The sequence below is a fragment of the Mesorhizobium sp. WSM4904 genome, assembly GCF_029674545.1.
Lineage (GTDB): Bacteria > Pseudomonadota > Alphaproteobacteria > Rhizobiales > Rhizobiaceae > Mesorhizobium.
Genome location: NZ_CP121354.1, coordinates 3887218 through 3900619, shown reverse-complemented (window position 1 = coordinate 3900619; position 13402 = coordinate 3887218). Strand labels below are relative to the sequence as shown.

The following is a 13402-nucleotide window of genomic DNA, read 5'->3' as shown; positions in this document are numbered from 1 at the left end:
CTCAGTCCTTCGGCAGATCGAGAAAGTGGCCGGAGGTCGTGGCGGCCGCCGGACGGGCCACACTGCCGTCGGCCAACGCCACCGGGCGCTTGGGCGCCGAGGCGCTCACTTCCTCGTTGTTGTTCAGGAAGTAGTCGACATTGCTTGGCGGCTGCGTTCCGTCGGTCGGCTCGACCATCTTCTTCGACGGGTCGACCGGCTTGACCAGATAAGGTGTGACGATGATCACGAGGTCGGTCTCGCGCCGCTGATAGGACTTCGAGGAGAACAGCGAGCCCAGCACCGGCAGCTTGCCGAGCCCCGGCAGACGCGAGGTCGTGATGTCGTTCTGCGACTGCAAAAGGCCGGCGATCATGAAGCTCTGGCCGTTCTTCAGGTCGACCGACGTCTTGGCGCGGCGCACGATGAAAGCCGGAATGGAAATGCCGTTGCTGACTTGGATGGAGGCAGAAGTGTCGATCGAGGACACTTCAGGCGCGATATCCAGGCTGACCAGCCCATCCTTGAGCACGGTCGGCGTGAAATCCAGGCCGACGCCGTATTTCTTATAGGTGACGCTGATCTTGCCGTTGTCCTCGGAGACCGGGATCGGAAACTCGCCGCCGGCGAGGAAGCTTGCCGTCTGGCCCGAGCGGGCGATCAGGTTCGGCTCGGCCAGCCGCCGGGCCAGACCGCGCTCTTCGAGCGCCTTGATGGCGATATCGATCGAAACGCCGTTGGAGAGCAACCGGCCGATGATCTCGCCGGTGCCGGCCGTCGGCACGGTGCCGGGATCAAGGATGACGTCACGGCCGCCCATGCCGAAGGCAAAGTTGGCCCCGTATTTGGCGCCGAGATCTTGTCCCGCCTGGCGGTTGATCTCGACAAATCGGACATTGAGCTGAACCTGCTGCGAGGACGAGATGTTGACCGAGTTGATCACTTCCTCGTTGCCCGAGAAGCGCGACGCGATCTTGCTCGCCTTCTCGGCCGCGACCGCGTCGTCGGCCTCACCCGACAGCACCACGCGGCCGTTGGCCGAACCGACCCTGATCTTGGCATCCGGCACGCTGGCGCGGATGGTGCTTGCGAGCTGGTCGGTATCCAGCGTCACCTCGACGTCGATGGTGCCGACGAGCTGCTTGTTCTGGTCGAACAGCGCGATGCCGGTGGTGCCGAGATTGTTGCCCAGCACATAGAAGGACTTGTCGGTCAGCGGGTTGACGTTGGCGATCTCTGGATCGCCGATGACGATCTGGTAGAAGGCGGCGCTCGTCATGATCGTCTTGGGCTTGCCCTTGGCGACCTTGATCGAGGCATTCTTGGTCGCCGAGACGTAGACGACATCGTTGTTTGCCCGGGCCGGCGCCCCAAAGGCAAGCGTTCCTGCGCCTGCCAGGAAGGCGGCCGCAGCCATCGCGCGCAGAAGGCGCAGCCTTCTGGTTGTCCGTTCTTTGTTCAACACAGGCATTGTCCCGTCCCCGGCCGGTCCCCACCGGCTATTGTTCTTGTTCCTTGGAAGGAACGACGTCTCCCTCGGCTTGCTTGGAAAGAACCTTGTATTCCTCGACCTTCTCGCCGCGCGACACGATCACCGTCTTGAATTTTGGCCCTTCCGGCTCCTTTGCCACCGCATTGACCAGCGAGGCGGCGCTTGCCTCCGCGCGCGCGGCAACCGAGCCGCCGAAGGAAGAGATGGTGGTGAGCCCATTGCTGCTGGCGCTGGCGTCGGCGGCGGACCGCAAGGACAGCGACAAGGTGCCGACGGTGCGGGCAAGCGCGACCTTCTGTGCCCCTTCGTTCGTCACCTCGAGGGTCACGGAATTGGCGACCTGCGGCTCGGTCTTGCGCTCGTCGGCGCCCTGGCCGACCGAAAGCACCCTGGCATCGGAAACGACGATTTCGGACGTGACCGTCGAGCCGGCCGCCCCTTGGGCGTTCTTGGCCACTTCCTGGATTTCGCCGGCATCGCGCGTCAGCACGACGTCGACCCGGTCGCCCGGCGTGATGAAGCCGCCGACGCCGGCGATCTCATCGATGCGGATGGTGACGGCCCGCATGCCTGGCGACAGCATGTTGGAAAGCGTCGCGCGGCCATTCGGCCCCGACAGCTTGGCGAGCAGTACCGGCTCGTTGACCTCGATCGGCGACAGCACCACCCGGCTGCCTTCGGCAAGCAGCTTGTCGATGGTCGGGAAGGCGCCTTGCGGCAAGGAATCCTGCGGCCACGGGATTTCGGTGAGTTGCGACCGATCGAGCTCGGTGCCGTAACGCAGCGGCGCGCTCGCCACGACTATGGTCTTGAACTCGACCTTGGGCTCTTGCGGCGCCGCGATCGACGCCACCTTCAGCTCGGATTGGGCTTTCGCCTGGCTTTTGACCCAGAAATCCGCGGCAAAGATCGAGATCGCGCCGAAAACGGCGGCGATGCCGATCATGGTTATGGCCCTGCCCCTCACAACGAAACCCCTGACGCCCCGTGGTATTTTGTTGGTTACCACTCACGCTAGGCGTCATTGTTAAAGAATCAGGAATCCAAGGGTATGAAGACCGCCCTATTTCCGGCGGCTTGGTTATCGAATGGTTTTAGAATAAGAGAGACTTTGATCCCTGAACGGAACAGGAACCTCGTTCGCCCGCCAAAAGCGTGGCAGTATCGAGGAGTGATTCGCAGTACCCAACGCTAGGGCCAGCATGGACGATAGAAACGACCTTTTCGGCGACCTGGAAAAGCAGCAGCCACAACCAGTGCGCACGCCATCGCGCGCCGCGGATCCGATCGTACAGGCCGCGAAGCGCTCGACGGCCTCGCGCGACGGAAGCGAGAGCTACAGCGCCGCCGATATCGAGGTGCTGGAGGGGCTGGAACCGGTGCGGCGCCGCCCGGGCATGTATATCGGCGGCACCGACGACAAGGCGATGCATCACCTGTTCGCCGAAGTCATCGACAATTCGATGGACGAGGCGGTCGCCGGCCATGCCACCTTCATCGATGTCGAGCTTTCGGCCGACGGGTTTCTCACCGTCACCGACAACGGCCGCGGCATCCCGGTCGATCCGCATCCGAAATTCAAGAAGCCGGCCCTCGAAGTCATCATGACGACGCTGCATTCGGGCGGCAAGTTCGACTCCAAGGTCTACGAGACCTCCGGCGGTCTGCACGGCGTCGGCGTTTCGGTTGTCAACGCACTGTCCGATCACCTCGAGGTCGAGGTCGCGCGCGGCCGCCAGCTCTATCGTCAGCGCTTCTCGCGCGGCGTTCCGGTAAGCGGTCTGGAGCATCTCGGCGAGGTGCACAACCGCCGCGGCACCAGGACCCGCTTCCATCCCGACGAGCAGATCTTCGGCAAGGGCGCCGCCTTCGAGCCGGCCCGGCTCTACCGCATGACGCGCTCGAAAGCCTATCTGTTCGGCGGCGTCGAGATCCGCTGGACCTGCGATCCGTCGCTGATCAAGGAAAAGGACCAGACCCCGGCCAAGGCCGAGTTCCATTTCCCGGGCGGCCTGAAGGACTATCTCAAGGCTACCCTCGGCGACGAATTCCAGGTAACCCGCGAGGTCTTCGCGGGAAAAAGCGACAAGCAGGGCGGCCACGGCTCGCTCGAATGGGCGGTGACCTGGTTCGGCGGCGACGGCTTCCTCAATTCCTACTGCAACACGATTCCCACCCCCGAAGGCGGAACGCATGAGGCAGGCTTTCGCAATGTGCTGACCCGCGGCCTTCGCGCCTATGCCGATTTGATCGGCAACAAGCGCGCCTCGATCATCACCACCGAGGACGTCATGATATCGGCCGCCGGCATGCTGTCGGTGTTCATCCGCGAGCCGGAATTCGTCGGCCAGACCAAGGACAGGCTGGCCACCATCGAGGCGATGCGCATCGTCGAAACCGCCATCCGCGACCCGTTCGATCATTGGCTGGCCGACAATCCGCAGGAAGCCTCGAAGCTTCTCGAATGGGTGATTGCGCGCGCCGACGAACGCGTGCGCCGGCGCCAGGAAAAGGAAGTGTCGCGCAAGAGCGCTGTGCGCAAGCTGCGCCTGCCGGGCAAGCTGGCCGACTGCACGCAGAACGCCGCAGCGGGGGCCGAGATCTTCATCGTCGAAGGCGACTCGGCCGGCGGCTCGGCCAAGCAGGCGCGCGACCGCGCCAGCCAGGCGGTGCTGCCGCTGCGCGGCAAGATCCTCAACGTCGCCAGCGCCGGCAACGACAAGCTTGCCGCCAACCAGCAGATCTCCGACCTGATCCAGGCGCTCGGCTGCGGCACGCGCTCGAAATATCGCGACGAGGACCTGCGCTACGATCGCGTGATCATCATGACCGATGCCGACGTCGACGGCGCGCACATCGCCTCGCTTTTGATCACCTTCTTCTATCAGGAGATGCCGAACCTGGTCCGTGGCGGCCACCTCTACATGGCCGTGCCGCCGCTCTATTCGATCCGTCAGGGCGGCAAGGTCGCCTATGCCCGTGACGACGCGCACAAGGACGAGTTGCTGCGCACCGAATTCACCGGGCGCGGCAAGGTCGAGATCGGCCGCTTCAAGGGCCTTGGCGAGATGATGGCCTCGCAGCTCAAGGAGACCACCATGGACCCGAGGAAGCGCACGCTGCTCAGGGTCGATGTGATCGATGCCGAGGAGGCGACCAAGGATGCCGTCGACGCGCTGATGGGCACCAAGCCCGAGGCGCGCTTCCGCTTCATCCAGGAACGCGCCGAATTCGCCGAGACCGACGTGCTGGATATCTGAGCACCTGCCGGTCATAACAGGCTCCGATACGGAGACCTGCACGTGACCTGGACGCGGCTGAAAGAGCTTGTCGAGACACCGCTGAGCGGCCTGACGCAGCCGACGCGCTCGGACTGGATCTTCGCACTGCGCACGGTTTCGGCCGGGCTGATCGCGCTGCTTGTCGCCTACGCCCTCAAGCTCGACCATCCGCAATGGGCGATGATGACCGTCTTCATCGTCGCGCAACCGGTGGCCGGAATGGTGCTGGCGAAAGGTTTCTACCGGCTGCTCGGCACGTTGGCCGGCGGCGCTGCGGCGATCGGCATCACGTCGCTGTTCGGCATCAATCCATGGCTCCTGGTGACGGCACTGGCGCTGTGGATCGGCGTCTGCACGCTCGTCTCCTCGCTGCTGCGCAATCCGGAGGCCTATGGTGCCGCCCTTGCCGGCTACACCGCGATGATCATCAGCCTGCCGGCCTTCGGTCAGCCGCATCTCGTCGTCGATCTCGCCATTGCGCGCTGCGCCGAAATCGTGCTGGGCATCGTCTGCGCCGGCGTCACCAGCCGACTGATCCTGCCGAAGCTGGCGGCGGACGCCATCATCTCGAGGTTGAAGCGCAGCATTCTCGATCTTGCCGACTATGCCTCCGGCGCCTTTTCCGGCGGAGACCCGGCTGGCCTTGCGGCCCTGCAGCGCAAGCTGATCACCGACGCTCAGACGCTTGCCGAGATGCGCACCTATGCGCGTCTGGAGGCGCCAAGTTTCGCCACGCGCGCCCATCCGGTGCGGCGCACGATCGGACAGCTGCTGTGGGCGCTGTCGGCGGCCCGCGCGCTGCACACTCATGCCGCGCCGAAAAACGCGACGCTCCTCCCCGTGCGCAGCGACTTGCAGGCTTTCGTCGGTGAGCTCTCGGCAACGCCAGGCGCACTTGACGACACAGGCCCCTGGATTGCGCGGCTCGACGCGATCGCGACCAAGGCGCGGGAGGCGCCGGCTACGCCGGCCGAACCCGGCGAGGACAGGGTCGGCACCATCACCCGCCTCACCATCGCCGCCGATTTCGCGGAGGCGCTGAAACAGGTGATGCGTGGCCTGGATGCGCTTCGCTCGCCGGTTTCCAGGTCGTCTCGTGAACGACAGCAGCCGGCGCTGGTCGTGCATCGCGACTATCACGCCGCCTGGCGCAACGCCGTGCGCGCCGCACTCGCCACGCTTCTGGTGGCAGCCTTCTGGCTGACGACCAAATGGTCGGAGACCGCAGGCACCGTCATCCTCGTTGCCGTTGTTTCCAGCCTGTTCGCGGCACGGCCCGATCCGGTCCAGTCCGCCTGGGGTTTCTTCAGGGGAACGCTGCTCGCGCTGCCCTTCGCCTTCCTTGTCGGCCAGATCGCTCTCCCGGCACTCCCCGGCTTCGGCTGGTTCACGCTCTTTGTCGTGCCCATCATGGTGCCGGCGGCGCTCGGCATGGCCAATCCGCGCTATGTCGGCGTCGCCACCGCCTTCGCCATCAATTTCTTGGCTTTCCTCAGCCCGCACCAGCTGATGACCTATGATCCCGGCCCGTTCTTCGCCGGGTCGGCGTCGATCCTGGTCGGCATCCTGATCGCCATCGGCGTCTTCATCGTCGTGCTGCCGGCCAACCCCTGGGTCACCGTCGAGCGCATCTCGCAGGCAATGCGCGAGGACCTGGCGCGCCTTTGCCTGCATGAGCGCATTCCCAGGCGTTCGGCCTTCGAAAGCCTGGCCTATGACCGGATCAACCAGTTGATGCCGCAACTACAGCAGACAGGCAGGAAGGGCGATCCCATACTGGGCGGCAGCATCGCCGCCGTCACCGTCGGGCTCGAAGTGCTGCGGCTGCGCGGCGCGCAGCTGAATTCCGCGATCCCGCACGAGACGGTGGAATCGATCGGCAATTTCCTGAGGGGCCTGGCGCGGGAATTGCTGTTCAGGAGACATGGCGAGCCGCAGACGTCGACCGTCGCCGTGGCGAGGCAATATGCGGCCGGCATCGCCGATCGCAGCGACCGGCCCGAAATGCTGCAGGTCGCGGCCTCGCTGCGCATCATCGCCGCGGCGATGGAGGATTATCCGGATTTCTTCGCGAGAGGTCGAGGCTGACGCCTTAATGCATGTCGCACAAAAGTGTGCAGCGGTTTTGCGAAAACGACATGCATCAAAACAAAAGCTTAAAGCGCATCGCCTGAATCCGCTTCAGCGCGACGCGCTTTAAGCCGCCGCTATCGCCAGCGCGTGTCCGCGCGCGTTTTCGCGCAGCGCGTCGAGATGGATCGACTTCACCAGCCCTGCCAGATCGCCCTCGGCCGTCTGCCCGCCGAGCTCCTTCAGCATCAGCCAGCTCACTTCCTGAACGCCCGCGACGCGCTTGCCGTTGGCGACCTCGCGCCAGACCTTCAGCGCCCGCAAGATGATGCCGTGCGTGGCGGCGGCGAGGCCGGCGCTGCGGAACAGCGCCTGCAGCGCGACGTCGTGGCCGCCGGCCAGCAGCGCCCTCACCCGCTGTTCGGACTGCTGGGCAAGCGCGACCAGCGCCGAGCCGAAGAAGTCGACCTTGCCATGCGCGATGGTGCGGATGATGAAGCCTGCGGTGAGATCGCCGCGCAGCCTCAGATGCTCGATCAGCGCGGCATGCTCCTCGGCGCGTGTGCCCTCGATCAATGTCACCGAGGCCTTCACGCAGGCATCGCGCATCACGCGATCGGCGCGGGCGGCGCCCATCAGCGCCAAGACCAGAGGCGACCCTTTCAGCGTCTCGCCGAGCTTGACCAAAAGCATGTGCCGGCAATCGGCAGGCAGACGCGCGTCAGCGATCAGCGCCTCGCGCACCAGCGGCACATGGCCGTGGCGTTCGGCCATGCGCCGGAAGCTCAGCGATGCAATGTCGGCGCCACTATTGGCGATGAGCGTTGCGCAGGCTTCCGGCTCGCCGATCTCGGCAATGGCTGCCGCCAACGACATCGAGACGACGGGACGGTTGGCTATCAGCTTCTGGGTGGCCTTCTGGCCGCCGGCGACGCGGTCGATGAGATCGGCGTCGGTAAGCAAAGGCGAACGCGCCAGCACCAGCGCCGCCACTTCAGGTTGGTCGGAAGCGAGTGCTGCGATCACCTGCGGCGGCGCGTGGTGGCTCATCGACAACGCCTCGGCGAGCGACTGCCTAACCTTGGCGGAGACGTCGTCGAGCAGCAGCGTGAGCGCTGCCTCGGCGGCGCAGCGATCCTCGAACGGCAGGTCGGAGTTTATGTAGGCGCGGGCCAGCGCGCTCGCGGCGGCGGCGCGCTCGGAGACCCTTGCCGTATCAATCCATTTTAGAAAATGCGAAACAATCATGCCGACCAGCTACGCCCTCGCCGGAATGTTCCCGGCCCCGTTGTGAACGGTAGTCTGGCAATGGTTTACGAACGGTTCACCATGTTTCTTAACCGGCTTGATGGAGCCGCGACCAACGCCTATCAAGCAGGGACAAGCGGAGGAGATCGACCATGGCCGGGCTTTATTTGGAAGAGTTCGTCGTCGGCCATGTCTTCCGCCACTCGCTGCGCAAGACCGTCACCGAAAGCGACAACATGCTGTTTTCGGTGATGACGCTGAACCCGCAGCCCTTGCATATCGATTTCGACTTCGCGGCGAAGAGCGAATGGGGCAAGCCCTTGGTCAATTCGCTGTTCACGCTCGGCCTGATGATCGGCATTTCGGTGAACGACATCACCATCGGCACAACCGTCGCCAATCTCGGCATGAAGGAAACCGTGTTTCCGCACCCGGTCTTCCATGGCGACACCATCAGAGTCGAGACCACGGTCGTTTCGGTGCGCGAATCCAAGTCGAAGCCGGATCGCGGCATCGTCGAGTTCGAGCACCGCGCCTACAATCAGGACGACGTGCTCGTCGCCAAATGCACGAGGCAGGCGATGATGAAGAAGCAGGCGGCCTGATGCGCTCACTGCTTTTCGTGCCCGGCGATTCCGAGCGCAAGCTGGAAAAGGGCTTCGGCGCCGGCGCTGACGTGGTCATCGTCGACCTTGAGGATTCCGTGGCCGCCGCCAACAAGGCGGCCGCTCGCGAAGTCGCGGCTCGCTTCATCTCGGATAGAAGCCAGCAGATCAGCTCCGCCATCTATGTGCGCGTCAACGACCTCACGACCGGCATGACCGATGACGACCTTGCCGCACTTGTCCCGGTGAAGCCCGACGGCATCATGCTGCCGAAGTCGAACAGCGGTCAGGATGTGCAGCAGTTGGCGGCCAAGCTTCGCGTGCACGAGGCCGAAAACGGATTGCCGGACGGCGGCATAAGAATCCTGCCGATCATCACCGAAACCGCGGCAGGCGTGTTGGCGGCGGCAAGCTATGCAGGAGCGAGCACCCGGCTCGCAGGGCTTACCTGGGGAGCCGAGGATTTGTCCGCCGCGATCGGCGCGCGCTCGGCGCGCGACGAGAGCGGCCGCTATACCGATCTATTCCGCCTTGCGCGCACGCTGACGATCCTGGCAGCCGGCGCGGCCGAGGTTGCGGCGATCGACACCGTCTTTCCGGATTTCCGCGACATGGCCGCTTTCGAGGCCGAGTGCCGCGAGGCCGAACGCGACGGCTTTACCGGCAAGATGGCGATCCATCCGGCGCAGGTGCCGGTCATCAACGCCGCCTTCACACCGTCGGCCGAGGCGATCGAGCGCTCGCAGGCGATCGTCGACGCCTTCGCGGCGGCGGGAAATCCGGGCGTCGTCGGCATCGAAGGCAAGATGTACGACCGCCCGCATCTGCGGCTCGCCCAGCGGCTGCTCGCCCGCGCCAAAGCCGCCGGCATTTCCGCCTGAACCGTTACCAGACCATCGGGATCAGCCGGTAGCGGACATTCTCTGCATAGTCGTCATAGCCGCGCAGGCCGGTACGCAGCGTCTTTTCTTCGATGAAGGTGCGGATGGCGAGCAGAACGATGAAGGCGAGGACCGATACCAGCCCCCACCACGAGCCAAGCAGCAGCGCCGTGCCGGCGAAGAACAGGATGGCCCCGGCGTACATCGGATGGCGGACATAGCTGTATGGGCCGGTGGTGATGACCTTCTGGCCGCGCTCGTCCTGGATCTTCACGACAGGCGCCGCGAAGCTGTTCTCCAGCATCGTCAGGTAGCAGATCCAGATGCTGACCAGCAGCACGATCGCGCCGGTCACCTGCAGCCAAGCGGGAACGGCCGACCAGCCAAAGCGGAAATCGAGACCCATCAGGATCTGCCAGGCAAAGATGCCGGCGAGCAGAACGGAGAGCAGGACCTTGTCGGCCGCCGTCTGGTTCTTCTGGATCGGCGGGCTGAGCCTCTCGTTCATCAGGCCGGGATCACGCCGCGCCAGCGCCACGCCCAGTGTCAGGCTGAGCCCCACCATCAGGACCAGATAGGCCCATGCTCCCGGCCAATGCAGCGTTCCGGCCGACATGAAGAGCAACGCGCCCATGAAGCCGAACCACAGGAATGTCTGGATAATCAATTTCGCGACCATGACCCACCTGCCATGACATGCCCCGCCGCTATTGGTCGAATCCGACCACTGGTCTATCATACCAACCAACGGTCTATAGCTCAAGCGTCGACTGTCGTCATCTGGACGGGAACGGCCGTCTCATGCACAAGGTTTCGTCATGCCCCGTATCGTCAAGCACCCGGAACTCAGGCGCGAAGAACTGCTGGACCATGCCCAGGCCCTGTTCCTCACGCATGGCTATGACAAAGCGAGCCTCAACGACGTGATCGCCGCAGCCGGCATCTCGAAGGGCGCTTTCTACCACTACTTTCCCTCCAAGGAGGCGCTGCTGGAAGCGCTGGCCGGGCGCTTTGCGAAACAGGCGCTCGCCGGCGTCGAGGACATTGTCGCCGATCCGGCCCTCGACCCGCTGGGTCGACTGAATGCGCTTCTGGCGAAATCACGGCAGGCAAAGATCGAAACCGCCGCGGAAGCCTGGGCGCTGTTCGAAACGCTGTTTCGGCCGGAAAACCTGGTGCTGTTCCACCGCATCAATCTGGCGGCCAGCGCGTCGTTTTCCCCCGTGCTGGTGGAGATCATCCGGCAAGGCGTCGCGGACGGCACGTTCCGCACCTTCGATCCGGAAGGGGTCGCCGATATCGTCATGCAGTTCGGCATGGCCACGCACGACGTCATCGCCAAGGCTTTTGCCAGCGGCAGCGATGCCGACATGGAAGTTGCGATCGAAGCCTTGGAAAAGCGCGTCAGGCTCTATGAGATCGCGCTCGACCGCATTCTCGGCCTTCCCGACGGCAGCATCAGGATCGGCGAGCCAGGCTATGTACGCGCCGTGATGACCGCGCGCCGCGCTAATCTTTTCCCCAGCGTGGCCGCCTCATCGAAAAGATCTCGTTGACGCTGGCATAGTCCATGTAGCCGAGCCGGGCGACGTTGCCGGCCTTGACGATGTCGAACAGGCCATCCTTGAGATAAGCATCGTCTATGTGGACGCCGACGACCTCGCCGGCGACGACGATGGCGCTGGTCTCGGTGCCGTCCAGCGCCCGCGGCCGGATTATCTCCGTCACCTTGCATTCGAGGGCGGCGGGCGCCTCCGCCACGCGCGGCGGCGCGACGAGGCGCGACGGCGCCATGGCGAGATCGGCATAGGCGAATTCGCTGACGCCGCGCGGCGCGTCCACGGCCGTGCGGTTCATCTTCTCGGCCAGCTCGCGGCTGACGAGATTGGCGACGAATTCGCCTGTTTCTTCAGCGAAGGTGGCGCTGTCCTTCGCGCCTTCCGATGAGAACCAGACGATGAAGGGACGCGTCGAAAACGCGTTGAAGAAAGAATAGGGCGCAAGGTTGATCTCACCGGCCCTGTTCAACGTCGATATCCATCCGATGGGGCGGGGAGCCACGATCGCCTTCGATGGATCGTGCGGCAGGCCGTGCCCCTTGGACGGCTCGTAGAACATGTCAGCCGGCCCAGGGTCCCGCGTAGTCGGCATAGAGCTTCGCCGGATCGGGCCGCGGCCGCTCGGGCGCTGGCCCTTGGTATGAGCCGATATGGACGAAGCCGATGACGCGCTCCTGCGGCGACAGCCCGAGAATCGCCCTGCCCTCCGCGACGTCGGAATACCAGTTGCTGATCATGTTGGTGCCATAGCCCAGCGCGTTGGCCGCAATCATCAGATTCATAGCCGCCATTCCACCCGACAGGAACATCTCCCATTGCGGGATCTTCGGGTTCTCCCGCGGCACCGACACCACGCCGATCACCAGCGGCGCGCGCGAGAAGCGCGCCAGTTCCTGATTGCGCCGCCCCTCGGGCAGCGGCCCCTCGCGCTGCTCGGCAAGGGCCGCGAGCTTCCTGCCGATCTCGACCCGTGCCTCGCCGCGGTAGAGGATGAACCGCCAGGGCTTGAGTCGGCCGTGGTCGGGAACGCGCGAGGCGGCCGCGATCATCGTGGCGATCTCCGCATTGCCCGGCGCCGGCTCCTTGAGGTCGGGAATCGGCGCGGAATTGCGGGTCAGCAGGAAGTCGATGATCGGCGACGCCATGGGCGCAAGTCTCCTAAGCATTCAATTTTGAGCTGAAGCACGCCATCGGGAGGTCGGGCGGCTCGGGCAATGGCGCGTTATGCGCCCGATAAAGAGCCCTGGCGGGAGGCGGCAGGCTCTTGAGCCTTGAAATTGCCACCGCCTTGGGCTTCAACGCAAGGCATGTTTGAGGGGACTCTGCGCCTTTTCGTGATCGGGCTCATCGCCGCGCTGTTCGCGGTGCCGGTTTCGTTCGCGCTGGCCCAGAACGCCAACGACGTCGGCAACATCAAGCTGCCCGGCATTTCAAGCTATGCGACGCCGAAGAGCGAGAGGTCGCTGGCGCTGGGTAGCGGCGGCGCGATCACCCTTTCGGCGCAACTGACCGACAAGGGCGCCGACATCACCCGCGGCATCGTCTGGCGCGTGTTCAAGCCGGAACCCGCCAGCGACGGCAAGCTGCCGATGGTGGCGTCCGCGCATGGCGGCACGGCGGTGTTCCAGCTCGACCCCGGCAGCTATCTCGTCCATGCCTCCTATGGGCGGGCCGGCGCCACCAAGCGCATCACCGTCGGCAAGGATGCCAAGCGCGAGAACCTTGTCCTCGATGCCGGCGGCCTGAAGCTCGACGCCGTGACCTCGGGCGGCGCGCATATTCCGCCGAAGAAGCTCCGTTTTGCGATCTATGAAGGCCAGGCCGCGACCAACGGCGACCGCGCGCTGATCGTCCCCGACGTCGAGCCGAATACGGTGGTGCGGCTGAATGCCGGCACCTACCACGTCGTCTCCACCTATGGCGCGGTCAACGCCGTGATCCGCTCCGACATCCGAGTCGAGGCCGGCAAGCTGACCGAAGCCACCGTCGAGCACCGCGCGGCCGAGATGACGATGAAGCTCGTGCGCGAGCCCGGCGGCGAAGCCATCGCCGACACCTCATGGTCGCTGCTCAACGAATCCGGCGATCCGATCAAGGAAGCCGTCGGCGCCTTCGCCTCGATGGTGCTGGCCGAGGGCCAATACACCATCATCGCCAAGAACCGCGACCGCATCTACCAGAAGGATTTCACCGTCGTGGCCGGCCAGAACCAGGAGATCGAGGTTGTGGCCAACGAATCGTCCGCCATCGATCCCGAGGAAGGCGCGGACTGAGGTTTTCGGTCCGG

Annotated in this window: 12 protein-coding genes; 6 read left to right on the top strand and 6 right to left on the bottom strand. The window is 64.6% G+C overall.

All coding sequences use genetic code 11. The features are described from left to right. Position 1 precedes the first annotated feature (1 nt). Together QAZ47_RS18585 and cpaB are read right to left on the bottom strand one after the other, a co-directional pair. A complete protein-coding gene (locus QAZ47_RS18585) occupies positions 2–1396 on the bottom strand; it encodes a type II and III secretion system protein family protein (protein ID WP_278233822.1) in 1395 nt (464 codons plus the stop codon). 82 nt (positions 1397–1478) lie between these two features. After that, positions 1479–2417, bottom strand: coding sequence for a Flp pilus assembly protein CpaB (gene cpaB / locus QAZ47_RS18580; protein WP_278230337.1), 939 nt, complete (start codon positions 2415–2417; stop codon positions 1479–1481). 256 nt (positions 2418–2673) lie between these two features. Between cpaB and parE the strand changes: the two genes are divergently transcribed. Together parE and QAZ47_RS18570 are read left to right on the top strand one after the other, a co-directional pair. Next, positions 2674–4731 (top strand): DNA topoisomerase IV subunit B, encoded by a 2058-nt coding sequence (gene parE / locus QAZ47_RS18575; RefSeq protein ID WP_278202175.1) that lies wholly within the window; start codon positions 2674–2676, stop codon positions 4729–4731. Between the two features lie 42 nt (positions 4732–4773). After that, complete coding sequence (locus QAZ47_RS18570; protein ID WP_278230336.1) at positions 4774–6840, top strand: FUSC family protein; 2067 nt, start codon at positions 4774–4776, stop codon at positions 6838–6840. Between the two features lie 108 nt (positions 6841–6948). Here QAZ47_RS18570 and QAZ47_RS18565 read toward each other — a convergent pair whose 3' ends face one another. Continuing rightward, complete coding sequence (locus tag QAZ47_RS18565) at positions 6949–8070, bottom strand: DUF2336 domain-containing protein (protein ID WP_278230335.1); 1122 nt, start codon at positions 8068–8070, stop codon at positions 6949–6951. 152 nt (positions 8071–8222) lie between these two features. Between QAZ47_RS18565 and QAZ47_RS18560 the strand changes: the two genes are divergently transcribed. Together QAZ47_RS18560 and QAZ47_RS18555 are read left to right on the top strand one after the other, a co-directional pair. Then, positions 8223–8675, top strand: a complete 453-nt coding sequence (locus QAZ47_RS18560; protein ID WP_278202172.1) for a MaoC family dehydratase — start codon at positions 8223–8225, stop codon at positions 8673–8675. Further along, positions 8675–9556, top strand: a complete 882-nt coding sequence (locus QAZ47_RS18555; protein WP_278230334.1) for a CoA ester lyase — start codon at positions 8675–8677, stop codon at positions 9554–9556. The genes QAZ47_RS18560 and QAZ47_RS18555 overlap by 1 nt, the downstream gene beginning before the upstream one ends. A gap of 4 nt (positions 9557–9560) precedes the next feature. Here the strand turns inward: QAZ47_RS18555 and QAZ47_RS18550 are convergent, their stop codons facing one another. Further along, positions 9561–10235, bottom strand: coding sequence for an isoprenylcysteine carboxylmethyltransferase family protein (locus QAZ47_RS18550; protein ID WP_278202170.1), 675 nt, complete (start codon positions 10233–10235; stop codon positions 9561–9563). 139 nt (positions 10236–10374) lie between these two features. On the opposite strand from QAZ47_RS18550, the gene QAZ47_RS18545 reads away from it, so the two are divergent. Further along, positions 10375–11112 carry a TetR/AcrR family transcriptional regulator gene (locus QAZ47_RS18545; RefSeq protein WP_278230332.1) on the top strand — a complete coding sequence of 246 codons (738 nt, stop codon included), beginning with the start codon at positions 10375–10377 and terminating at the stop codon, positions 11110–11112. Here the strand turns inward: QAZ47_RS18545 and QAZ47_RS18540 are convergent. Together QAZ47_RS18540 and QAZ47_RS18535 are read right to left on the bottom strand one after the other, a co-directional pair. Further along, positions 11066–11674: a flavin reductase family protein gene (locus tag QAZ47_RS18540; RefSeq protein WP_278230331.1), complete on the bottom strand. Its 609-nt coding sequence runs from the start codon at positions 11672–11674 to the stop codon at positions 11066–11068. The two genes, QAZ47_RS18545 and QAZ47_RS18540, sit on opposite strands and share 47 nt — an antisense overlap. Position 11675: 1 nt before the next feature. After that, positions 11676–12260, bottom strand: coding sequence for a nitroreductase (locus tag QAZ47_RS18535; RefSeq protein ID WP_278230329.1), 585 nt, complete (start codon positions 12258–12260; stop codon positions 11676–11678). Between the two features lie 162 nt (positions 12261–12422). On the opposite strand from QAZ47_RS18535, the gene QAZ47_RS18530 reads away from it, so the two are divergent. After that, on the top strand, positions 12423–13388 hold the full coding sequence (locus QAZ47_RS18530; RefSeq protein WP_278230328.1) for a hypothetical protein: 966 nt from the start codon (positions 12423–12425) through the stop codon (positions 13386–13388). The last annotated feature ends 14 nt before the right edge of the window (positions 13389–13402 follow it).